This window comes from Billgrantia zhangzhouensis (genome assembly GCF_021404465.1).
GTDB lineage: Bacteria > Pseudomonadota > Gammaproteobacteria > Pseudomonadales > Halomonadaceae > Halomonas > Halomonas zhangzhouensis.
On the sequence record NZ_JABFTT010000003.1, the window covers coordinates 307,452 to 328,935 of the forward strand.

A 21,484-nucleotide genomic window follows, 5' to 3' on the forward strand; every position below is an offset into this window, starting at 1 on the left:
CGGCTGCGCCGCTTGAAGAAGGAAGAGCGGCGCTTGAGGAGGAGGCCGGTCTTATCTCTTCACTCTTCCTTCTAGAAACTGTTGACGAAGATGGGGTGAATCAGTAACATACGCCCCGTCTTCACGGCGCATTTGGGGCCTTAGCTCAGCTGGGAGAGCGCGACACTGGCAGTGTCGAGGTCAGCGGTTCGATCCCGCTAGGCTCCACCAATCTTGCGTGCCGAAACGTGATGGCGTTGCGTCCCATTCGTCTAGTGGTCTAGGACACCGCCCTTTCACGGCGGGAACAGGGGTTCGAACCCCCTATGGGACGCCACTTCTTCCGATTACTCTCCCTGCATGGTTCTCCGTGTCGCTCGTGATCTCAGCACTCCGTGTATGAGTGTGTTACGACATGTTTCCTTGCGTAAAAATCCCATTAAAGAGGCCGCTTTTTCAGCCTCTTAGGCTTGACTTGTCCACTTGCTCAGTATCTGGGCTCTCCTCCTGTGTGTAATTGCCCGAAATGGTGCTGGATGAGTGTGCAGCTGCAAAAACCTATAAATATCAGTAGTTTAAAATTGATCAAAAAGTAACCAATCTAAGTGGAAGCCCCTTCTCATGCCGATCCGATGATGTTTTCTTGAGGTTGTGAACAGGGTTATCCACAAAATGTGTGGAAAACGTTCGGGCCGTTGGGGAGTCGTGATTCGCTCCGTGTAAAGCGGGTCATGTCAAGATCGGTTGGCCACTTTTCTGGTACTTTCTCATGAGAGGCGTCGCGGATAGGCGACGCTTCTCAGCGTGTTTCGTATGGAGTGGGTCAGCTTCGTCCGAACTCCCGCAGTCGGCGCAGCAGTGAGGAGGTGTCCCAGCGGCCGCCGCCCATGACCTGCACGTCAGCATAGAACTGGTCGACGAGGGCGGTAACCGGCAGGCGAGCCTGAAGGCGGCGTGCCTGCTCGAGACAAATCCCCAGGTCCTTGCGCATCCAGTCGACGGCGAAGCCGTGTTCGTACTCGTCGGCAATCATGGTCTTGTGGCGATTCTCCATCTGCCAGGAGCCGGCGGCTCCCTTGGAGATCACTTCAATGACGCGCTGCTGGTCGAGTCCGGCCTGTTCGGCGAAATGCAGGCCTTCGGCCAAGCCCTGTACCAAGCCTGCAATGCAGATCTGATTGACCATTTTGGTCAGCTGCCCGCTACCGGCTGGCCCCATCAGGGTCACTGCCCTGGCATAGTGGCCGAGTGTCGCCTTGACGCGGGTGAAATTCGCTTCCGTGCCGCCGCACATGATCGTCAGCGCGCCGTTCTCTGCGCCTTGTTGCCCACCCGATACCGGCGCGTCGATGAAGCCGATGCCCTTTGCGCGGCAAGCGCCATCGAGTTCTTCTGCGAGATCGGCCGAGGCGGTGGTGTGGTCGACCAGCAGGCTGCCCGCGTCCATGCCTGAGAGGGCGCCTTGCTCGCCTACGGTAACTTGACGCACATCGTCGTCATTGCCCACGCAGACCAGTACCAGATCGGCCCCCTGGGCGGCTTCCCTGGGGGTGGCGTGGTGGCTGCCGTCATATTCCTCGACCCAGGCCCTGGCTTTGGCTTCGCTGCGGTTGTAAACGCGCACGGTGAGCCCAGCTCGGGCCAAGTGGCCAGCCATGGGGTAGCCCATCACGCCCAGGCCAATGAAGGCGACAGTGGAAATCTGCTGTTGCATAGGGGGTTCCCTCTCGTTGATGGCAGCGCCGGGAGTCCGTCATGGCTCGCTTGGCCTGCATGCGAAGTTTGAGATGCAGAAAGCCGCCCGAAGGCGGCTTTCCGGTACGTTGAGTACGTGCGGCCAGGCCGCTGCTGCCGACTTACTTGGCAGGATAGTCGCGTTGCGGATGACCGGTGTAGAGCTGGCGCGGACGGCCGATCTTGTAATCGCTGGAGAGCATCTCGTGCCAGTGGGAGATCCAGCCGATGGTGCGCGACACGGCGAAGATCACCGTGAACATGTTGGTCGGGATGCCCATGGCCTTGAGAATGATGCCGGAATAGAAGTCAACGTTGGGGTAGAGTTTGCGCTCCACGAAGTACTCGTCCTCAAGAGCGATCTGCTCCAGGCGTTTGGCGATCTTGAGCTGCGGGTCGTCGATGCCGAGTTCGGCCAGCACCTCGTCGCAGGTCTCCTTCATTACCTTGGCGCGCGGATCGAAGTTGCGATACACGCGATGGCCGAAGCCCATCAGCTTGAACGGGTCGTCCTTGTCCTTGGCCTTGTCGATGAAGCGTTGGATGTTCTCTTCGGAATCGTCGCCGATTTCGTCGAGCATCTTCAGTACCGCTTCGTTGGCACCACCGTGAGCCGGGCCCCACAGTGCGGCAATGCCGGCGCTGATGCAGGCGAAGGGGTTGGCACCGGTGGAGCCGGCCAGGCGCACCGTGGAGGTGGAGGCGTTCTGCTCGTGGTCGGCGTGGAGCATGAAGATGCGATCCATGGCCTTGGCGTAAACCGGATTGACCTTGTACTCCTCGCACGGATGGCTGAACATCATGTAGAGGAAATTCTCTGCATAGCTCAGGTCGTTGCGCGGGTAGTTGAACGGCTGGCCGACGTTGTACTTGTAGGACATGGCCGCCAGGGTCGGCATCTTGGCGATCAGGCGAATGGCGCTGATCACGCGGTCCTCTTTCTGGGTGATATCCATGTGGTCGTGGTAGAAGGCCGCTAGGCCGCCAACCACGCCGCACAGGATCGACATCGGGTGGGCATCGCGACGGAAGCCCTTGAAAAAGTTGTTGATCTGGTCGTGCACCATGGTGTGGTTGCGGACCCGCGATTCGAAGTCGGCGTATTGCTCGTCGGTGGGTAGCTCGCCAAACAGCAGTGTGTAGCACACCTCGACGAAGTTGGACTCCTTGGCCAACTGGTCGATCGGGTAGCCGCGGTGCAGCAGTACGCCCTTGGCGCCATCGATGTAGGTAATGGCCGACTGGCACGAGGAGGTAGCCATGAAGCCGGGGTCGTAGGTGAATAGGCCGTCGGCGCCGAGACTGCGGACATCGACCACGTCAGGGCCCAGGGTGCCTGAGTAGACGGGCAGCTCAATGGTCTTGTCCAGGCCGTCTACCGTCAGTGTCGCTTTCCTGTCAGCCATTCTGGCCTCCTCTCGAAGTCGAAGTGATCGTTAACTCATTCTTTCGCAAACCCTGTTGAAGCGCTGGCCCGCGAAAAAGGTCCGCCCACTATAGAAGCGTTCCCGGGATTGTCAATTAGGCTAAAGCGACCGGCTAGTTGTACGCAGGCAGGGTTAGTTTTCAGTATTTGTATAAAAAATGGTGCTTTGCACTACACGAGGCCACGAATCAGGCCGGCTTCGGAATTTCGCCCAAAAGCGTTGTGCCTCGCCTGGGGTGGGGCGGGCTTGAACCATGGTCGAGTCGGGCCAGCGCGAATTTGTCACTGGGAGTCCATGTCCCTATAATCCACACCGCGCGACTGGCAGGTACTCGTTGTCATGCCCGTCCCGGCAGCGGCGAGCCCCCTACCTCAAACCACCGCCCGCTCGAGCCTGGTCCCATCGATTGGTTGAAGAGCGAGCCAAGAGAGTGTGTATAGAGCCGTGAATAGCAAACGACCCGTCAACCTCGACCTCACCACGATACAGTTTCCGCTACCCGCCCTGACGTCGATCGCCCATCGCATCACCGGCGTGATTCTGTTCGTCGGCCTCATTTTCGCCTTCTGGGCGCTCGACAAGTCGTTGTCATCCTCCGAAGGCTTTGCGGCCGTCAGGGATGCTCTGGCCAACAATGTCCTGGCGAAGCTGATCGCCTGGGGGTTGTTGTCGGCGCTGGCGTTCCATTTCGTGGCCGGCATCAAGCATCTGCTGATGGATGCCGGTTACGGCGTGACCTTGGAAGGTGGCGTCAAAAAGGCACAGGCCACCGTGGTCATCAGTGCCGTCCTGATCATTCTGGCGGGAGTCTGGGTATGGTAACCAACATCACCAATCTGGGTCGCAGCGGCCTTTCCGACTGGCTGATCCAGCGTGTCTCGGCCATTATTCTGGCACTCTACACCGTATTCATCGTCGCGTACCTGCTGTTCAATCCCGGGCTCGACTACGCCACCTGGAGCCAGCTCTTCGCCCAGACCTGGATGCGTATCTTCTCGCTGCTGGCCTTTATCTCTCTCGCCGCGCACGCCTGGATCGGCTTGTGGACCGTGACCACCGACTATCTCAAGTCCACGCCCGTGCGCCTCGGCGCCCAAGTCGTCATCATCCTGGCCGTGTTCGTGTTCCTGGTCTGGGGCATCCAAGTTCTGTGGGGAGCCTGATTCATGTCTAACATGCGTACCTTGTCCTACGACGCCATCATCATCGGCGGTGGCGGTTCCGGCCTGCGCGCCGCGCTCGAGCTGGCCAAGTCCGGCAAGAAGACCGCCGTGCTGTCCAAGGTCTTCCCGACCCGTTCGCACACCGTTTCCGCCCAGGGCGGCATTACCTGCGCCATCGCTTCGGCCGACCCCAACGACGACTGGCGCTGGCACATGTACGATACTGTCAAGGGCGGCGACTACATCACCGACCAGGATGCAGCTGAATACATGTGCTCCGAAGGCCCCAAGGCGGTCTTCGAGCTGGAGCACATGGGCCTGCCCTTCTCGCGCTTCGACAACGGCCGTATCTACCAGCGCCCGTTCGGCGGCCAATCCAAGAACTTCGGCGAGGGCGGCCAGGCGGCACGTACCTGTGCCGCGGCCGATCGTACCGGCCATGCGCTGCTGCACACCCTTTACCAGAACAACCTGAAGAACAATACCACCTTCCTCAACGAGTGGTTCGCGGTCGATCTGGTCAAGAACGCCAACGGTGACGTGGTGGGTTGCATCGCCATGTGCATCGAGACCGGTGAAGTGGTGCACGTCAAGTCCAAGGCCACCGTCATGGCTACTGGTGGCGCGGGCCGTATCTACGCCTCCACTACCAACGCCCTGATCAATACCGGCGATGGTATCGGCATGGCACTGCGTGCCGGCTTCCCGATGCAGGACATGGAGATGTGGCAGTTTCACCCCACCGGTATCTACGGTGCGGGCGTGTTGGTCACCGAAGGCTGTCGCGGCGAAGGCGGTTACCTGGTCAACAAGGACGGCGAACGCTTCATGGAGCGCTACGCGCCCAATGCCAAGGATCTCGCTGGCCGTGACGTGGTGGCGCGCTCCATGGTCATGGAAATTCTCGAGGGCCGTGGCTGCGGCGAGAAGGGCGATCACGTCTTCCTCAAGCTCGACCACCTGGGCGAGGAGGTGCTCAACAAGCGCCTACCGGGTATCAGCGAGCTGTCCAAGATCTTCGCCCACGTCGATCCGGTCAATGCACCGATTCCTGTGGTGCCGACCTGTCACTACATGATGGGCGGTATTCCGACCAACGTGCACGGCCAGGCGATCATGCAGGATGCCGATGGCAACGACCGCATCGTCAATGGCCTGTTCGCCTGCGGCGAGGCGGCCTGTGTCTCCGTTCATGGCGCCAACCGCCTGGGCGGCAACTCGTTGCTCGACCTGGTGGTGTTCGGCCGTGCGGCCGGCATGTTCATCGAGGGTGCACTCAACGAGGGCATCGAGTACCTCGACGCTTCCGAATCCGACATCGAAGCGGCGATGAAGCGCATGACCCGCTGGAACGAGTCCACCGGCGGCGAATCCGTGGCCGAGCTCAAGACCGAGCTGCAGAGCATCATGCAGAACGCCTTCGGCGTGTTCCGCCAGGAGGAGCACATGCAGGAAGGGGTCAAGAAGCTGGCCGACCTGCGCGGCCGCATCGGCGAGGCGCACTTGGCCGACAAGTCCGGCGCCTTCAACACCGCCCGCGTCGAAGCGCTCGAACTCGACAACCTGATGGAAGTGGCCGAGGCTACCGCCATTGCGGCACTGGAGCGCAAGGAGAGCCGCGGCGCGCACTCCCGCTACGACTATCCGGACCGTGATGACACCAACTGGCTGAAGCACTCAATGTACTTCCCGGCCGAGAAGCGGGTCGGCAAGCGCGACGTCAACTTCAAGCCGAAGACCGTCGACACCTTCGAGCCGAAAATCCGTACTTACTAAGGGGGAGTCACGAGATGCTTCAGGTATCCATTTACCGCTACAACCCGGAAACCGACTCCGCACCCTACATGCAGGAGTACCAGCTCGACACCCAGGGCCGCGACCTGATGGTGCTGAACGTGCTGGAGATGCTCAAGGCCGAGGACACCACCCTGGCCTTCCGCCGCAGTTGCCGCGAGGGCGTGTGCGGCTCCGACGGCATGAACATGAACGGCAAGAACGGCCTGGCCTGCATCACCTCGCTGTCCGACGTGGTCAAGGACAACAAGCTGGTGCTGCGTCCGCTGCCGGGCCTGCCGGTGGTGCGCGACCTGGTGGTCGACATGGGACTGTTCTACAAGCAGTACGAGCGCATCCAGCCGTACCTGCAGAACGACGAGCCGGCGCCGGCCATCGAGCGCCTGCAGTCGCCGGAGGACCGCGACAAGCTCGACGGCCTCTACGAGTGCATCCTGTGCGCCTGCTGTTCCACCTCCTGCCCGTCGTTCTGGTGGAACCCCGACAAGTTCGTCGGACCGGCCGGCCTACTGCAGTCTTACCGATTCCTGGCGGATTCGCGCGACACGGCCACACGCGAGCGCTTGGCCGAGCTGGAGGATCCGTTCAGCGTGTTCCGCTGCCGCGGCATCATGAACTGCGTCGCGGTATGTCCGAAGGGGCTCAACCCCACGCGGGCGATCGGCAAGATCCGTGACATGCTGCTTGCGAATGCCACTTAAATCGTGGCGCGTAGCTTGTTATCATACTCACCGCAGTTCGATCGCGACGACATGTCGCGGTCGGCTCGCAGACAGCAGCAAGAGAGCCGGTGCCCGAGGTACCGGCTCTTGAGCATGGATTGCAAGGATTCCAGCCTAGCGGCTGGAGCCGCCGGGAAGTAAAGACGCCCTACCGGCAGGGCACCAGCCAAGCCGTCGCGGCTGGCCCGCGACGGCGCCGACAACACCCCATCAGTGTAGGGTGACCGAGAGATGCAACAAGGCATAATGGAGTTGATGTGGAACAGCTCCCACGTGAGCGGCAGCAACGTTCACTATGTGGAAGCGCTCTACGAGCAATACCTCGCCGACCCAGGTTCCGTGCCCGACGAGTGGCGGACCTACTTCGACCAACTGCCCAGCGTCGATGGCGCCTCCTCCCACGATGTTCCCCTCAGTCCCGTCCGTGATCAGTTCCAGCAACTGGCACGTGCGCGCCGGGCCACCGCCGTTGCAGCCGACAGCGGTGAGAGCAAGAAGCAGGTCAAGGTGTTGCAGCTGATCAACGCCTACCGCTTCAGGGGCCATCAGAAGGCCGACATCGATCCGCTCAAGCTGCGCAGCCAGACTCCCGTTCCCGACCTCGACCTCTCCTTCCACCAGCTTACCTCGGCCGATCTGGATACCGAATTCCAGACCGGCTCTTTCTTCCTGGGGATGGACAAGGCTCCGCTACGCGAGATCGTCGACGCTCTGGAGCAGACCTACTGTCGCTCCATCGGCTGCGAGATCATGCACATCGTCGATACCGAGGAGAAACGCTGGCTACAGCAGCGCTTCGAGTCGGTTCGCTCGGCACCGAAGTACAGCGACGACGTACGCAAGCACCTACTGGAGCGCCTGACTGCCGCAGAGGGCCTGGAGAATTACCTGGCCTCCAAGTATCCGGGCACCAAGCGTTTCGGCCTCGAGGGCGGCGAGTCGTTCATCCCCATGATGGATGAACTGATTCAGCGTGCCGGCGGCTATGGGGTCAAGGAAGTCGTCATCGGCATGGCCCACCGCGGCCGTCTCAACCTGCTGGTCAACATCCTCGGCAAGAACCCTTCCGAACTGATCGACGAGTTCGACGGCAAGAAGCTGATCGAGCGCGGCTCGGGCGACGTCAAGTATCACCAGGGCTTCAGCTCCAACGTGATGACGCCGGGCGGCGAGGTTCATCTGGCGCTGGCCTTCAACCCCTCCCACCTGGAGATCGTTTCGCCGGTGGTCGAGGGTTCGGTGCGTGCCCGCCAGGATCGCCGCGACGACTACGACGGCGTCAAGGTGTTGCCGATCAACGTGCATGGCGACGCCGCTTTCGCTGGGCAGGGCGTGGTGATGGAGACCTTCCAGATGTCCCAGACCCGTGCCTACAAGACTGGCGGCACGCTGCACATCGTCATCAACAACCAGGTCGGCTTCACCACCTCGCACCCGCAGGACACACGCTCCACCGAGTACTGCACCGATATCGCCAAGATGGTCCAGGCGCCGATTTTCCACGTCAACGGCGACGACCCGGATGCCGTGCTGCATGCCACCCAGGTGGCGCTGGACTACCGTCAGCAGTTCCGCAAGGACGTGGTCATCGATCTGGTCTGCTACCGTCGCCGCGGCCACAACGAGGCCGACGAGCCGTCCGGCACCCAGCCGCTGATGTATCGCAAGATCAAAGATCATCCCTCCTCACGTTCCCTCTATGCCCAGCGTCTGGTCGAGCAGGGGGTGGTGACCGAGGAGGAGGCCCTGGCGATGACCGAGACCTATCGCGAGGATCTGTTGGCCGGCAACCACGTGGCCAACGCCCTGGTGCAGGAGCCCAACACCTCGCTGTTCGTCGACTGGAAGCCTTACCTCGGCCACGAGTGGAGCGGCTACGCCGATACCGGGGTCGAGATGAAGCGCCTGCAGCGGCTTGCCGCCAGGATGTGCAAGGTGCCCGACGGCGTAGAGATGCAGCGCCAGGTGGCCAAGATCTACGAGGACCGTCGCAAGATGCAGGCTGGCGGCCTGGCCCTGAATTGGGGCTTTGCCGAGACCCTGGCTTACGCCACCTTGCTCGACGAGGGCCATCCGGTGCGCATCACCGGGCAGGACGTGGGCCGTGGCACCTTCTCCCACCGCCATGCCGTGGTGCACAACCAGAAGGATGGCAGCACCTACGTACCGCTGCAGCATCTGGCCGACGGCCAGCCGCGCTTCACTATCCACGATTCCTTCCTCTCCGAGGAGGCGGTGCTGGCGTTCGAGTACGGCTACGCCACCACGGCTCCCAACGACCTGGTAATCTGGGAGGCGCAGTTCGGCGACTTCTTCAACGGTGCCCAGGTGGTGGTCGACCAGTTCATCTCTTCCGGTGAGACCAAGTGGGGCCGGTTGTGTGGCCTGACCATGCTGTTGCCCCACGGCTACGAAGGGCAGGGGCCTGAGCACTCCTCCGCGCGCCTCGAGCGCTTCTTGCAGCTGTGCGCCGAGCACAACATGCAGGTGTGTGTGCCGACGACTCCGGCGCAGATTTTCCATCTGCTGCGTCGCCAGGTGATCCGCCCGCTGCGCAAGCCGCTGATCGTGATGTCGCCCAAGAGCCTGCTGCGCCACAAGGAGGCCATCTCCAGCCTCGACGATCTGGCCAACGGCCACTTCCACATGGTGTTGCCGGATCAGGGCAACCTCGACGCCCAGCGCGTCAAGCGCGTCGTCATGTGTGCCGGCAAGGTCTACTACGATTTGGCGGCATGGCGCGCCGAGAACGAGCGTGACGACACGGCCATCGTGCGCATCGAGCAGCTCTATCCCTTCCCCAAGGAGGAACTGCTCGAGACGCTCAAGGACTACGCCAACCTCGAGAGCGTGGTGTGGTGTCAGGAGGAGCCGCTCAACCAAGGCGCCTGGTATTCGAGCCAGCACCACATGCGGGCGGTGGTCGACATGCTCAAGAACGGCTTGGGCGGCGAGCTCAAGTTCGCCGGTCGCCCGGCATCGGCAGCACCCGCGGCGGGCTACATGTCCGTGCATACCGAACAGCAGCGCCAGCTGGTGGAAGACGCCTTCAATCTTTGAGGCGACCCACCGGGACGAGAGAGAACATACAAGGGAAACGACATGGCTACCGAGATCAAAGCGCCCACCTTTCCGGAATCCGTTGCCGAAGGCAGCGTGGCCGCCTGGCACAAGAAGCCGGGGGATAGCGTCGAGCGCGATGAGCTGATCGTCGAGATCGAAACGGACAAGGTGGTGCTCGAGGTGGTGGCGCCGGAAGCCGGCACGCTGTCCGAGGTGCTGGTCGAAGAGGGCGACATCGTGCAATCCGAGCAGGTACTGGGCCGGATCGGTGCGGGCAGCGCCAAGGGCGGCGAGCAGCAAAGCGAGAAAGCCAGCGAGAAGGCTGACGCCAAGGCCAAGAGCGAAGCCAAGGCTGCGCCTGCCGCTGGTGGCCAGAAGCACGAGGTGAAGGCGCCGACCTTCCCCGAGTCGATCCAGGAAGGCACCGTGGCGACCTGGCACAAGAAGGTCGGCGAGACGGTCAAGCGCGACGAGGTGCTGGCCGATATCGAAACCGACAAGGTGGTGCTCGAAGTCGTGGCACCAGCCGATGGCGCCATCGCCGAGATCAAGGCGGAAGAGGGCAGCCAAGTCGCATCCGAGGCAGTGCTGGCGATCTTCACCGAAGGCGCGAGCGGTGCCGCTACGGCTGCAGACGAAACCCCAGCGGCATCCGCCGACGATGGCTCCGGTGATGAGAAGATCGGCGACAAGATCCTGGCTCCGGCGGCGCGCAAGCTGGTTGCCGAGCACGATCTCGACGTCAACAAGATCGAAGGCACCGGTAAGGGCGGCCGCATCCTCAAGGAGGACGTGCAGCGTGCCGTGCAGGCCGGTACGGCCAAGAAGAACGCGGCTCCGGCCGCCGCGCCGAAGCAGGCTGCCGCGGCACCGGCCTTCGAGGGCGAGCGTCCCGAGAAGCGCGTGCCGATGAGCCGCCTGCGTCAGACCATCGCCAAGCGTCTGGTCCAGGCTCAGCAGACTGCTGCCATGCTCACCACTTACAACGAGGTGGACATGGGCGCGGTGATGGATCTGCGCGCGCAGTACAAGGACACCTTCCAGAAGGCCCACGACGTCAAGCTCGGTTTCATGGGCTTCTTCGTCAAGGCTGCCTCCGAGGCGCTCAAGCGCTTCCCCGACGTCAATGCTTCCATCGACGGCACCGACATCGTCTATCACGGCTACCAGGACATCGGTGTGGCGGTGTCCACCGACCGCGGCCTGGTAGTGCCGGTGCTGCGTGATACCGACAGCATGAAGATCGCCGACGTCGAGAAGGGTATCGTCGACTTCGGCAAGCGTGCGCGTGACGGCAAGCTCGGCATCGAGGAGATGCAGGGCGGTACCTTTACCATCACCAATGGTGGCATCTTCGGCTCGCTGATGTCCACGCCAATCCTCAATCCGCCGCAGACCGCCATCCTGGGCATGCACAAGATCCAGGAGCGCCCGATGGCCGTCAACGGCAAGGTCGAGATCCGTCCGATGATGTACCTGGCCCTGTCATACGACCACCGTATGATCGACGGCAAGGATGCGGTGCAGTTCCTGGTGACCATCAAGGAGCTGCTCGAGGATCCGGCGCGCCTGCTGCTGGATATCTGATGGCGCTCGAAGCAACGGACTCAAACGCGAACCGATCAACAGGAAGAAGCAAATGGCCGACAAATTTGATGTGATCGTCATCGGCGCGGGCCCCGGGGGCTACGTGGCCGCCATCCGTGCCGCCCAACTGGGACTGAAGACCGCCTGCGTCGAGAAGTGGGTCAACAAGGAAGGCAAGACCGTTCACGGCGGCACCTGCCTGAACGTGGGCTGCATCCCGTCCAAGGCGTTGCTCGAGACATCCCACAAGTTCGTCGAGGCGCGGGATCACTTCGCCGAGATCGGCATCGATCTGGAAGCCCCCAAGGCCAACGTGGCCAAGATGCTGGAGTTCAAGAACTCCGTCATCGCCAAGAACGTGGGCGGCATCAGCGCGCTGTTCAAGGCCAATGGTGTGACGGCCATCGACGGTACCGGCAAGGTGACCGGCGCCAAGCAGGTCGAAGTGACCGACCACGATGGTGGCAAGACCACCTATGAAGCCGACAACATCGTCATCGCCGCAGGCTCGGTACCGGTGGAGATTCCGCCGACCCCGCTGCACGAGGACATCGTCGTCACTTCCACCGGCGCGTTGGAGTTCACCGAAGTGCCCAAGCGCCTGGGTGTGATCGGTGCCGGCGTCATCGGCCTGGAGCTGGGCAGCGTGTGGAGCCGCCTGGGCTCGGAGGTGGTCGTGCTCGAGGCCATGGACACCTTCCTGCCGATGGTCGACACCGCCATCGCCAAGGAGACCCAGAAGCTGCTCAAGAAGCAAGGTCTAGACATCCGTCTGGGCGCCCGTGTCACCGGCTCCGAGGTCAAGGGTAATGAAGTCGCGGTCAAGTACAGCGACAACGACGGCGAGCAGGAACTCACCTTCGACAAGCTGATCGTCTGCGTCGGTCGCCGCCCGTATACCAAGGGTGTGGTCGATGAGAGCGTCGGCGTAGGCCTCGACGAGCGTGGCTTCATTCATGTCGACGACCAGTGCCGTACCAGCGTGCCAGGCATTTACGCCATTGGCGACTGCGTGCGCGGCCCGATGTTGGCCCACAAGGCCTCCGAAGAGGGCGTGATGGTGGCCGACATCATTGCCGGTCACAAGGCGGAGATGAACTACGACGCTATTCCCAGCGTGATCTACACCTCGCCTGAAGTGGCTTGGGTGGGCATGACAGAGCAGGACGCCAAGGCCAAGGGCATCGAGGTCAAGACCGGGTCCTTCCCGTTTTCGGCCAACGGCCGGGCACTGGCCAACAATGCACCGGAAGGCATGGCCAAGATCATCGCCGATGCCGAGACCGACCGTATCCTGGGCATGCATATCGTCAGCCAGCATGCTGGCGAGCTGATCGCCCAAGGCGTGATAGCGATGGAGTTCGGCTCCAGTGCCGAAGACCTGGCCCTGACCTGCTACGCGCACCCGAGCACCTCCGAAGCGATCCACGAGGCAGCGCTGGCGGTGGACGGCCATGCCATTCACATGGCCAACCGCAAGAAGCGCAAGTAAGCGGTTCGCGTCAACGCAACAACAAGCGCCATCCAGGGGGATGGCGCGTCGTGCCCGGCCATGTACCGGGGGCGAACGGGGGTAACCCGGCATCGACCGTCGCAGGCGGTGTTTCGCGGTTGCCATTCGAGTCACATGCAACCAATGGCATGAATCGATGAACCTTCACGAGTATCAAGGCAAGCAGCTGTTTGCTGATTATGGTCTGCCGGTATCCAAGGGCTTCGCAGTCGATACCCCCGAGGAAGCGGCGGAAGCCTGCAAGAAGATCGGCGGTGACATGTGGGTGGTCAAGGCCCAGGTTCACGCCGGTGGCCGCGGCAAGGCCGGCGGTGTCAAGCTGATCAAGAGCCCGGAAGAAGCCAAGGCCTTCGCCGAGCAGTGGCTGGGCAAGAATCTGGTGACCTATCAGACCGATGCCAACGGTCAGCCGGTCGCCAAGATCCTGGTCGAGAACTGCACCGACATCGCCAGCGAGCTCTACCTGGGCGCCGTGGTCGACCGCACCACTCGTCGCGTTGTGTTCATGGCCTCCACCGAGGGCGGCGTCGAGATCGAGAAGGTCGCCGAGGAAACCCCCGAGAAGATCCTCAAGGCCCAGATCGACCCGCTGGTCGGCGCTCAGCCGTACCAGGCGCGTGAGCTGGCCTTCGCCCTGGGCCTGAAAGACGATCAGGTCAAGCAGTTCACCAAGATCTTCCTGGGTCTGTCGCGTCTGTTCCATGAGAAGGACCTGGCGCTGCTCGAGATCAACCCGCTGGTGATCACCGACGAAGGCAACCTGCACTGCCTCGACGCCAAGATCAACCTGGACAGCAACGCGCTGTATCGCCACCCGGACCTGCAGGCGATGCGCGATCCGTCCCAGGAAGACGAGCGCGAAGCCGAAGCCGCCGAATGGGACCTCAACTACGTCGCCCTCGACGGCAACATCGGCTGCATGGTCAATGGCGCCGGTCTGGCGATGGGCACCATGGACATCGTCAACCTCAATGGCGGCAAGCCGGCCAACTTCCTTGACGTCGGCGGCGGCGCCACCAAGGAGCGCGTGGCAGAGGCGTTCAAGCTGATCCTCTCCGACACCAACGTCAAGGCGGTGCTGGTCAACATCTTCGGCGGTATCGTGCGTTGCGACATGATCGCCGAAGGCATCATCGGTGCCGTCGAGCAGGTTGGCGTCAACGTGCCGGTGGTGGTGCGTCTCGAGGGTAACAACGCCGAGCTGGGTGCCGAGAAGCTGGCTTCCAGCGGTCTGAACATCATCGCTGCCACGAGCCTCACCGATGCGGCTCAGCAGGTCGTCAAGGCAGCGGAGGGCAAGTAATGAGCATCCTGATCGACAAGAACACCAAGGTCATCTGCCAGGGCTTCACCGGCGGGCAGGGGACCTTCCACTCCGAGCAGGCGATCGCCTACGGCACCCAGATGGTCGGCGGCGTCACCCCGGGCAAGGGCGGCCAGACCCACCTTGGCCTGCCGGTGTTCAACACCGTCAAGGAAGCCGTGGAGCAGACCGGCGCCGAGGCCTCGGTGATCTATGTGCCGGCACCGTTCTGCAAGGACTCGATCCTCGAGGCCGCCAATGCCGGTATCAAGCTGATCGTGTGCATCACCGAAGGTATTCCGACCCTGGACATGCTCGACGTCAAGGTCAAGTGCGACGAGCTGGGCGTGCGCCTGATCGGCCCGAACTGCCCCGGCGTGATCACTCCGGGCGAGTGCAAGATCGGTATCATGCCGGGCCATATCCACAAGCCGGGCCGTGTCGGAATCGTGTCGCGCTCCGGCACCCTGACTTACGAAGCGGTCAAGCAGACTACCGACCACGGCTTCGGCCAGTCCACCTGCGTGGGCATCGGCGGCGACCCGATCCCGGGCTCCAACTTCATCGACATTCTCGAGATGTTCGAGAAGGACCCCGCCACCGAGGCGATCGTCATGATCGGCGAGATCGGCGGTACCGCCGAAGAAGAGGCGGCGGCCTACATCAAGGCCAACGTGACCAAGCCGGTGGTGTCCTACATCGCCGGTGTCACCGCCCCTCCGGGTAAGCGCATGGGCCATGCCGGTGCGATCATATCCGGCGGCAAGGGCACTGCTGACGAGAAGTTCGCCGCGCTGGAAGATGCCGGCGTGCGTACCGTTCGCTCCCTGGCCGAGATCGGCGATGCATTGAAGGACGTGACCGGCTGGTAAGCACCGCTTCCGGTGCAATGACAAGAGGGCGCCTCATCGAGGCGCCCTCTTTTAGTTTGCTCGCTCCTGCCTTGCGCTTCGCCTGGGCCTTCCATGTCCTGAGTCACTGGCTCGGACTCGGAGGGAGGCGTCGGTGGTGGGAGACGCCCGGGCGTAAAGCGAGAGTGCGGGAAAGATAAAAAATGCCCGGCTCTGTTGGCCGGGCATCGTAGTCACGCAGCGACTGGCATTCACTCTAGGATGCCGGGCGCGCCACCAGCGAGCGGGTCTCCTCGCGTGCTTCTATCAGCTCGACGCGAATCACGTCGCCCAACTTGTAGCGTTCCTCGCCTTCGACCTGGACGCGTCCCTCCTTGTCGTCGACGACGACCTTGTCGCGGTCGCTGTGCAGCAGCGGAGCCGGCACGAAGGCCGTGGCGCCGTTGGCGACGAGGCGTACACGTAGGCCGCCGCGGCTGATACCGAAGATCTCCGCTTCGAAGGCCTGCTGCTCCTTGGCCGCTGGCGTCAGGTAGCGTACGTAGAGCCAATCCTTGACGTCGCGTTCGGCCAGACGGTTGAGCCGGCGCCGCTCGGTGAGCTGCTCGGTCAGTGCCTGGGTCGCCTCCGCCGGAGCCTGTTCACCCTTGAGCACGCGCTTGATCAGGCGATGGTTGACCATGTCGCCGTACTTGCGGATCGGCGAGGTCCAGGTAGCGTAGGCGGTCAGGCCCAGGCCGAAGTGCGGGCCGGGCCGGGCCGACATGCTGGTGAAGCCCTGGAAGCGGCGCAGGCGGGCGTCGAGCCAGGCATCGTCGCGGTTCTCGAGGGCTCGCTTGAGTTCCTTGTAGCGCGGCAGTTCCGAAAGCGCCTCCAGTTCGACCTCGATCTCCTGAGCGGTAAGGAACTCGTGGGCGGCCTGGGCCTTTTCGGGATCGAAGGCGCGGTGTACGTTGAAGATGCCGTGGCCGACATGTTCGGCAAGATAGTGGGCGCAGCAGGCGTTGGCCGCGATCATCGACTCTTCGATCATGCGGTTGGCGATGCGCCGCTCCTCGATGCGGATGTCGAGTACGTTGCCCGCCGGGTCAAGATCGAACACGTAATCGGGACGATCCTTGAACACCAGCGCATGCTCGGCGCGCCAGGCGGCGCGTGCTTCGGTCATCTCGCGCAGGGCGCGGAGCTGCTCGGCGATTTTTGCATCAGGCGTCCATTCGCCCTGGCCCTCCAGCCAGTCCGAGACCTGGTCATAGACTAGCTTGGCCTGGGAGCGTACACGGGCAGCGAAGAAGCGACAGTCGCCCAGGCTGCCGTCGGCCTCCACCCCCAGACTACAGGCCAGCACCGGGCGCTCTTCGCCCTCGCGTAGCGAGCAAAGATCGTCAGCGAGCTGCTCGGGCAGCATGGTGACGTTCTGCCCCGGCAGGTAGACGGTGAAGGCGCGGGTGCGTGCCTCCAGGTCGGCGGCATGCCCTTCCTCGACATAGGCGGTGGGATCGGCAATGGCCACTGTCAGGTGCCAGCCGCCGCCTTCACGCGGTGCGATGCGCAGGGCATCGTCCATGTCGCGGGTCTTCTCGCTGTCGATGGTGAAGAAAGGCTCTGCGGTGAGATCCTCGCGCTCGAGCCCCTCGTCGCGCAGCGGCCAGTCGTCGCCGGCGTCCGGGCACTCCTGCTCGAGGGCATGACGGGCCAGGGTGACCCGCCACGGCACGGCGGGATCGTCGGTCTTGGCTACCAGTTCGTCGATCTGGGTAAAGAAGGCGCGGTCGTTGGGCTTGAGCGGGTGGCGCACCAGCCTGGCCACGACCCAGTCGCCATCGCCGATGCTCGCTTCGTCCAGGCTGTTCTTGATTCGTGCCTTGAGCGCATTGTTGATCGACGGGTGATCGGGCATCACCGCCAGACGCCCGTCGCGCTTCTGTACCCGGGCAATGAAGCGATCAAGACCCGCTTCGAGGAGAGTGTCGGGCTCGACGGAGGTCTTGTCGCCATTCTCGTGAATGACGGCCTGGACGCGGTCGCCGTGCAGCACCTGCTTCATGGCGGGGGGCGGGACGAAATAGGACTGGCCATCATCGGTTTCGAGAAAACCGAAGCCCTTGTCGGTGGCCTTGATCACGCCCTCGGCACGGGGCGTGGTCTCACGAATCTGTTGCTTGAGCTGGGCGAGCAGCGGGTTATTCTGCAGCATGGTCACGAACGTGTGGCGGTGTAGGAGGGCCACTATACGGATTCCCGCGGCCGGCGCCAAACGCAGACGTAGCCGCTGACGGTAAATCATAGGCTTGGATTAGGTGATTCGTGATGAGCGCGCGCCGTGCTGGGCAAGCCGTGCGGGCTGCGTTAGCCTCTAGCGGTGACTCGTTGCAATGGACAGCCATGACACCTCACCTGATCGTCTCCGACCTCGATGGCACCCTGCTGGATGCCAACCACGACCTGCACTCCGAGACCATCGACACCCTGCGCCAGTTGGCCGAGCGGGGGCACCACTTGGCCTTCGCCTCCGGGCGTCACTTCCGCGACATGCTGGCCTTTCGTGAACGGCTGGGCGTGCCGATCCACGTGATCAGCACCAACGGTGCCTACCTGCACGGCCCCGACGACGAGCTGTTGGCATCACGTCATCTCGAGGCCGAGCTGGCGCGTGAGCTGATCGTGCTCGAGCGCCACGGCAGCGTGCGCCTCAATCTCTACCTCGAGCACGAGTGGTTGATCGATGCTCCCGAGCCACGGCTACTGGCCTACCATGCCCATACCGGATTCGGCTATCGTGTGGTCGAACCGACGAGCCTCGACGGAGAGGGAGTCGGCAAGGTGCTCTACATTGGCGAGCCCGAGCGGCTGGCCGGGCTCGAGGCCGAAGTGCGCGCGAGCTATGGTGAACGTTTGCATGTCACTTACTCCACGGTCAATTCACTTGAGATCATGGCTGGTGGCGTCAACAAGGGCACGGCGCTGGAAGCGCTGCTCGTTATTCTCGGGATCGACAGCGAACGCTGCCTGGCCTTCGGCGACAACCTCAACGATACCGAGATGCTGAGTCTGGCCGGCGAGGCCCACGTGATGGCCAATGCGCACCCCGAGCTGGCCCAGCGGGTACCCGTGGCACGGCGAATTGGCCACCATGCCGAGACGGCCGTGGCCAGGCACCTGCAGGAACGGTTCTCCCTCTGAGTCGAATCGAACGCTGCGACGACGGTCTAGGGTTCCTTGCCGCACCGATCCGGCCCGGTCGCGCCTGGTAGTCCTCGGGCCTTGGCGGCTCGACCGCATGACCCTCGAGCTGATCGACGAACGGGAGGGTGGAGGGCGCCCTGGGTAGCGGTCGGCTGGAGGAAAATCAGCGTACGGTGATCACCGTGCACTCGGCGACATGGCTGACCTTGTGCGAGACGCTGCCCACCATCAGCCCGCGCAGGTCGCTCAGGCCGCGGCTGCCCAGGACAATGGCCTCGACGCCGCGACGGCGTGCCTCGCTGACGATGGTGCGGGCCGGATCGCCCTGGCCGATCACCGTCTCGACCTGGGTAATGCCCTGGGCGCGCGCCGCCTCGGCTGCCTTGTCGACGACCTGCCTGCCGATGTCCTCACGTTCCTGGCGTGACGCCTCGATGGCGATGGCGCCGATGCCCCACACCAGCGTCGTCTCGTGGGCAAGTTCCTCGGGAACGTGCAGGATGTGCAGGGTGGCGTCGGCCTGGCTGGCCAGCTGGCAGGCGACATCGAGCGCCTTCTTCGCCCCTTCGGAACCGTCGATGGGCACCAGGATGGACTTGAACATGATGATTTCCTTCTGCGCGTGTTGAGCCAACGTCTTCCTTGAGCGTAATGCCTCCTGCCGAGAGTGTCATGACCAAGGTCAAGAGCGCGTTCGGCAATGGCGTCATTCCTGCTTTTCCAGCCGCCTCAACTGTTGCCAGAGTTCGCTGCGCAGATCCGCCATGCGCGGCGCCTCGTCCTCGCCGAACACCAGCGGGCGGGTCAGGCGCTGGGTGCGCAAGCCGAGGCGGGCACTGAGCAGGCCTACCCCCATGCCCTGTCCGGCGCGTGCCGAGAGGCGTCCGGCCAGGTTGAGCGAGAGCAGCTCGACGCCGGCCTCGCTGGCCATCTCGGTGGCGCCGGCAAAAGCCATGTTGTAGAGCACGTTGCGCAGCAGGCGCAGGCGGCTGGCGTAGCCCAGCTCCAGCCCGTAGAGACGACAGATGCGGTCGATCATCGCCAGGTTGCGCCACGCCATCAGGAACATGTCGACCAGCGTCAGCGGGCTCACCGCCACCATTACCGCCGTTTCGCCGGCCATGCGCGAGATCAGCCGTCGGGCCTGGCGGTCGCGCGGGGCGAGCAGATGATGCGCCAGCAACTGCTGTACTTCCGCCCCGCCGTGATGTGGCTCCCGGGCAGCGAGGAAGGCTTGCCAATGGGGATGGTCGTCGTCGAGGCCGAGCTGGTGCTTGAGCACACGGGCCAGGTCGAGCGCCTCCCCGGCATCGGCTTCGGGTAGCCGAGCCAGCCGGCTGCGCAGGCTGTCGTGGCGCTTCAAGCGGCGCAACCGCCAGGCCTCGCGCAGCAGCGCTCCGGCACCCAAGGCGATGGCGCCCAGACCCAGCAGGTGCCAGCCGCCGCTGAGCCAATCGCCCCCGAGCAGGGCCTCGGGCAGACGCATGGCCATTTCGGCCGAGCCCAGCGCGATGCCGCCGCCGAGCAGGCCGAGCAGCCCCCAACGGCGCTTGCGCGGCTTGCCGAGGCTGGTCTCCAGGTCGCGCTCGGCGCGACTCGTTGGCGCTTCGTCCATGGGGCGGGTGGGCAACTGGCTGTCGAAATTCAGGCGTGGACGCGGCGCTCCCTGTGGCGTCGATTCGGGCTCGTCGAAGGTGAAGCGGCGAGCCGGACGCGGGTCGTCGCCCCGCGGCTCGTGGCGGCGGTCGTTCATTGCAGCTTGTCTCCGATCAGCCAGTCCAGGGCGGCATCGAGCCGGATGTGGGGCAGAGCGCCGCCCTCCCGTAGGGCAGGGCGAAAGGCGCGGAAGTCGAACCCTTGTCGAGCCCAGAAATCGGTTTCCGGCAGCCTGGCGGGCACCTCGCCGGGAAATACCAGAACTTCTTCACCCTCCAGGGTCGTGCCGCGTAGTGCTGGACTGCGCTCGTTCTTGTGGTTCACCTCGTGGGCTTCGGTGGCACGTATCGCCGCCAGCGACAGTGCTTTCACTGGCACGTTGGCGTAGCGTAGGTCCTGCAGCGGCTCGGCCAGCAGGGCCTCGAGCAGCGCGGTCAGGTTGACGTGCTGCTCCGGGGTGACGTGGTCGGCCTTGGTCGCTGCGATTGCCAGCTTGTCGATGCGCGGTGAAAACAACCGCGAGAGCAGGCTGCGCTTGCCGTAATCGAAGCTCTGCATCAGCGTGGCCAGTGCCTGGGAGAGATCCTCGAAGCGCTCCGGGCCGGCATTGAGAGCGCCGAGCACATCGACCAGCACGATCTGACGGTCGAAGCGGCGGAAGTGGTCGCGGTAGAAAGGCCGCACGATGTGTTGCTGATAGTGGCGAAAGCGGGCCGCCAGGGTGGCATAGACGCTCTCCGGCGGCAGTTTGGCCAGGGCCGCTTCGTCGGTCTCCGCCAGCGCCGGCAGCGGGAAAAACTGCAGTACCGGGGCGCCTTCCAGATCTCCGGGTAGCAGGAAGCGACCCGGTTGCAGGTTGGCGAAGCCCGCCTCGCGGGCAGCTTGCAGACTCCTGGCATAGAGCGCGGCGACGTCGGCAAGTTCGGCCTCATTGGCCTCGGCGGCCGGGTCGAGCTTGGCGGCGACACCTTCCCATTCGGCCAGCAGGGCACGCCGTTGCTCACCGGCGCCGGCCAGCATGGCGCGACTCCAGCTCAGGTAGTCGTGGCCCAGCAATGGCAGGTCGAGCAGCCACTCGCCGGGGTAGTCGAACAGGTCGAGGCTTAGCTCGGCGGTCTCGCCGCGCAGCAATGCGCGCTTGGCCGGGCGGTAGCGGATCGACAGGCGCAGTTCGCTGATGCCGCGGGTGGGCTCCGGCCAGCGTGGCGGTTCGCTATCGAGCGACGCCATTGCCTGGTCGTAGGGAAATCGCGGTACACCCAGGTCGGGTTGGCTGACCCGGCGGGCGCCTAGCAGACGGCCCTGTCGGGCCGCCGGCATCAGGTCGAGCCGGGCCTCGAGGCCAGCATGGCGCAGCTGGTTGACCAGCGAGGTGAGAAAGGCGGTCTTGCCCGAACGAGAGAGCCCGGTGACCGCCAGGCGCAATTGGCGGTCGCGGCCGCGTTCGATCAGGTTGGTCAGCTCCCGGGTGAGCGACTGGCGCATCGGCGAGGAATCCCTTCACAG

General features: G+C 63.5%; 16 protein-coding genes and 2 tRNA genes. 12 read left to right on the plus strand and 6 right to left on the minus strand.

Going from position 1 to position 21,484, the window contains the following annotated elements:
* The first annotated feature begins 134 nt into the window (after positions 1–134).
* A tRNA-Ala gene (locus HOP51_RS05120) sits at positions 135–210 on the plus strand.
* Positions 211–240: 30 nt separating this feature from the next.
* Positions 241–316 (plus strand) — tRNA-Glu (locus tag HOP51_RS05125).
* Between the two features lie 486 nt (positions 317–802).
* Here HOP51_RS05125 and HOP51_RS05130 read toward each other — a convergent pair.
* Both HOP51_RS05130 and gltA read right to left on the minus strand, forming a co-directional pair.
* Positions 803–1,693, minus strand: coding sequence for an NAD(P)-dependent oxidoreductase (locus HOP51_RS05130; RefSeq protein ID WP_234272887.1), 891 nt, complete (start codon positions 1,691–1,693; stop codon positions 803–805).
* A 142-nt stretch (positions 1,694–1,835) separates the two neighbouring features.
* Positions 1,836–3,119 carry a citrate synthase gene (gene gltA, locus HOP51_RS05135; protein ID WP_234272888.1) on the minus strand — a complete coding sequence of 428 codons (1,284 nt, stop codon included), beginning with the start codon at positions 3,117–3,119 and terminating at the stop codon, positions 1,836–1,838.
* Between the two features lie 465 nt (positions 3,120–3,584).
* On the opposite strand from gltA, the gene sdhC reads away from it, so the two are divergent.
* The 9 genes from sdhC (at position 3,585) to sucD (ending at position 15,157) form a co-directional block, all read left to right on the plus strand.
* A complete protein-coding gene (gene sdhC, locus HOP51_RS05140; RefSeq protein WP_234272889.1) occupies positions 3,585–3,962 on the plus strand; it encodes a succinate dehydrogenase, cytochrome b556 subunit in 378 nt (125 codons plus the stop codon).
* A complete protein-coding gene (gene sdhD / locus HOP51_RS05145; protein WP_159550837.1) occupies positions 3,956–4,303 on the plus strand; it encodes a succinate dehydrogenase, hydrophobic membrane anchor protein in 348 nt (115 codons plus the stop codon). The genes sdhC and sdhD overlap by 7 nt, the downstream gene beginning before the upstream one ends.
* 3 nt (positions 4,304–4,306) lie before the next feature.
* Positions 4,307–6,079, plus strand: coding sequence for a succinate dehydrogenase flavoprotein subunit (gene sdhA, locus HOP51_RS05150; protein ID WP_234272890.1), 1,773 nt, complete (start codon positions 4,307–4,309; stop codon positions 6,077–6,079).
* A 14-nt stretch (positions 6,080–6,093) separates the two neighbouring features.
* Entirely contained in the window at positions 6,094–6,798 is a 705-nt protein-coding gene (locus HOP51_RS05155; protein ID WP_209477383.1) for a succinate dehydrogenase iron-sulfur subunit, read from the plus strand.
* A gap of 252 nt (positions 6,799–7,050) precedes the next feature.
* The gene (locus HOP51_RS05160; protein WP_234272891.1) at positions 7,051–9,879 is read left to right on the plus strand and encodes a 2-oxoglutarate dehydrogenase E1 component; all 2,829 of its coding nucleotides are present in this window, start codon (positions 7,051–7,053) and stop codon (positions 9,877–9,879) included.
* 42 nt (positions 9,880–9,921) lie between these two features.
* The gene (odhB, locus tag HOP51_RS05165) at positions 9,922–11,469 is read left to right on the plus strand and encodes a 2-oxoglutarate dehydrogenase complex dihydrolipoyllysine-residue succinyltransferase (protein WP_234272892.1); all 1,548 of its coding nucleotides are present in this window, start codon (positions 9,922–9,924) and stop codon (positions 11,467–11,469) included.
* 52 nt (positions 11,470–11,521) lie between these two features.
* Positions 11,522–12,961, plus strand: a complete 1,440-nt coding sequence (gene lpdA, locus HOP51_RS05170; RefSeq protein WP_234272893.1) for a dihydrolipoyl dehydrogenase — start codon at positions 11,522–11,524, stop codon at positions 12,959–12,961.
* A gap of 157 nt (positions 12,962–13,118) precedes the next feature.
* A complete protein-coding gene (sucC, locus tag HOP51_RS05175) occupies positions 13,119–14,285 on the plus strand; it encodes an ADP-forming succinate--CoA ligase subunit beta (protein WP_234272894.1) in 1,167 nt (388 codons plus the stop codon).
* A complete protein-coding gene (gene sucD / locus HOP51_RS05180; protein WP_234272895.1) occupies positions 14,285–15,157 on the plus strand; it encodes a succinate--CoA ligase subunit alpha in 873 nt (290 codons plus the stop codon). The genes sucC and sucD overlap by 1 nt, the downstream gene beginning before the upstream one ends.
* Before the next feature lie 235 nt (positions 15,158–15,392).
* Here the strand turns inward: sucD and HOP51_RS05185 are convergent, their stop codons facing one another.
* Entirely contained in the window at positions 15,393–17,333 is a 1,941-nt protein-coding gene (locus HOP51_RS05185; RefSeq protein WP_234272896.1) for an exoribonuclease II, read from the minus strand.
* Positions 17,334–17,521: 188 nt separating this feature from the next.
* On the opposite strand from HOP51_RS05185, the gene HOP51_RS05190 reads away from it, so the two are divergent.
* The gene (locus tag HOP51_RS05190) at positions 17,522–18,319 is read left to right on the plus strand and encodes a Cof-type HAD-IIB family hydrolase (RefSeq protein WP_234272897.1); all 798 of its coding nucleotides are present in this window, start codon (positions 17,522–17,524) and stop codon (positions 18,317–18,319) included.
* Between the two features lie 166 nt (positions 18,320–18,485).
* Here HOP51_RS05190 and HOP51_RS05195 read toward each other — a convergent pair whose 3' ends face one another.
* The 3 genes from HOP51_RS05195 to HOP51_RS05205 form a co-directional block, all read right to left on the minus strand.
* A complete protein-coding gene (locus tag HOP51_RS05195) occupies positions 18,486–18,926 on the minus strand; it encodes a universal stress protein (RefSeq protein ID WP_234272898.1) in 441 nt (146 codons plus the stop codon).
* Between the two features lie 102 nt (positions 18,927–19,028).
* A complete protein-coding gene (locus HOP51_RS05200) occupies positions 19,029–20,075 on the minus strand; it encodes a YcjF family protein (protein ID WP_234272899.1) in 1,047 nt (348 codons plus the stop codon).
* Positions 20,072–21,463 (minus strand): YcjX family GTP-binding protein, encoded by a 1,392-nt coding sequence (locus tag HOP51_RS05205; protein WP_234272900.1) that lies wholly within the window; start codon positions 21,461–21,463, stop codon positions 20,072–20,074. Before HOP51_RS05205 ends, HOP51_RS05200 begins: the two co-directional genes overlap by 4 nt.
* Positions 21,464–21,484 lie beyond the last annotated feature (21 nt).

Excerpts from the sequence above, each read along its gene's own strand:
- HOP51_RS05195 (WP_234272898.1), bottom strand. The coding sequence starts at position 18,926 with ATGTTCAAGTCCATCCTGGTGCCCATCGACGGTTCCGAAGGGGCGAAG.
- HOP51_RS05200 (WP_234272899.1), bottom strand. The coding sequence starts at position 20,075 with ATGAACGACCGCCGCCACGAGCCGCGGGGCGACGACCCGCGTCCGGCT.
- sucD (WP_234272895.1), top strand. The coding sequence starts at position 14,285 with ATGAGCATCCTGATCGACAAGAACACCAAGGTCATCTGCCAGGGCTTC.
- sdhA (WP_234272890.1), top strand. The coding sequence starts at position 4,307 with ATGTCTAACATGCGTACCTTGTCCTACGACGCCATCATCATCGGCGGT.
- HOP51_RS05190 (WP_234272897.1), top strand. The coding sequence starts at position 17,522 with ATGACACCTCACCTGATCGTCTCCGACCTCGATGGCACCCTGCTGGAT.
- HOP51_RS05205 (WP_234272900.1), bottom strand. The coding sequence starts at position 21,463 with ATGCGCCAGTCGCTCACCCGGGAGCTGACCAACCTGATCGAACGCGGC.
- odhB (WP_234272892.1), top strand. The coding sequence starts at position 9,922 with ATGGCTACCGAGATCAAAGCGCCCACCTTTCCGGAATCCGTTGCCGAA.
- lpdA (WP_234272893.1), top strand. The coding sequence starts at position 11,522 with ATGGCCGACAAATTTGATGTGATCGTCATCGGCGCGGGCCCCGGGGGC.
- HOP51_RS05155 (WP_209477383.1), top strand. The coding sequence starts at position 6,094 with ATGCTTCAGGTATCCATTTACCGCTACAACCCGGAAACCGACTCCGCA.
- HOP51_RS05160 (WP_234272891.1), top strand. The coding sequence starts at position 7,051 with ATGCAACAAGGCATAATGGAGTTGATGTGGAACAGCTCCCACGTGAGC.
- HOP51_RS05185 (WP_234272896.1), bottom strand. The coding sequence starts at position 17,333 with ATGCTGCAGAATAACCCGCTGCTCGCCCAGCTCAAGCAACAGATTCGT.
- gltA (WP_234272888.1), bottom strand. The coding sequence starts at position 3,119 with ATGGCTGACAGGAAAGCGACACTGACGGTAGACGGCCTGGACAAGACC.
- HOP51_RS05130 (WP_234272887.1), bottom strand. The coding sequence starts at position 1,693 with ATGCAACAGCAGATTTCCACTGTCGCCTTCATTGGCCTGGGCGTGATG.
- sdhD (WP_159550837.1), top strand. The coding sequence starts at position 3,956 with ATGGTAACCAACATCACCAATCTGGGTCGCAGCGGCCTTTCCGACTGG.
- sucC (WP_234272894.1), top strand. The coding sequence starts at position 13,119 with ATGAACCTTCACGAGTATCAAGGCAAGCAGCTGTTTGCTGATTATGGT.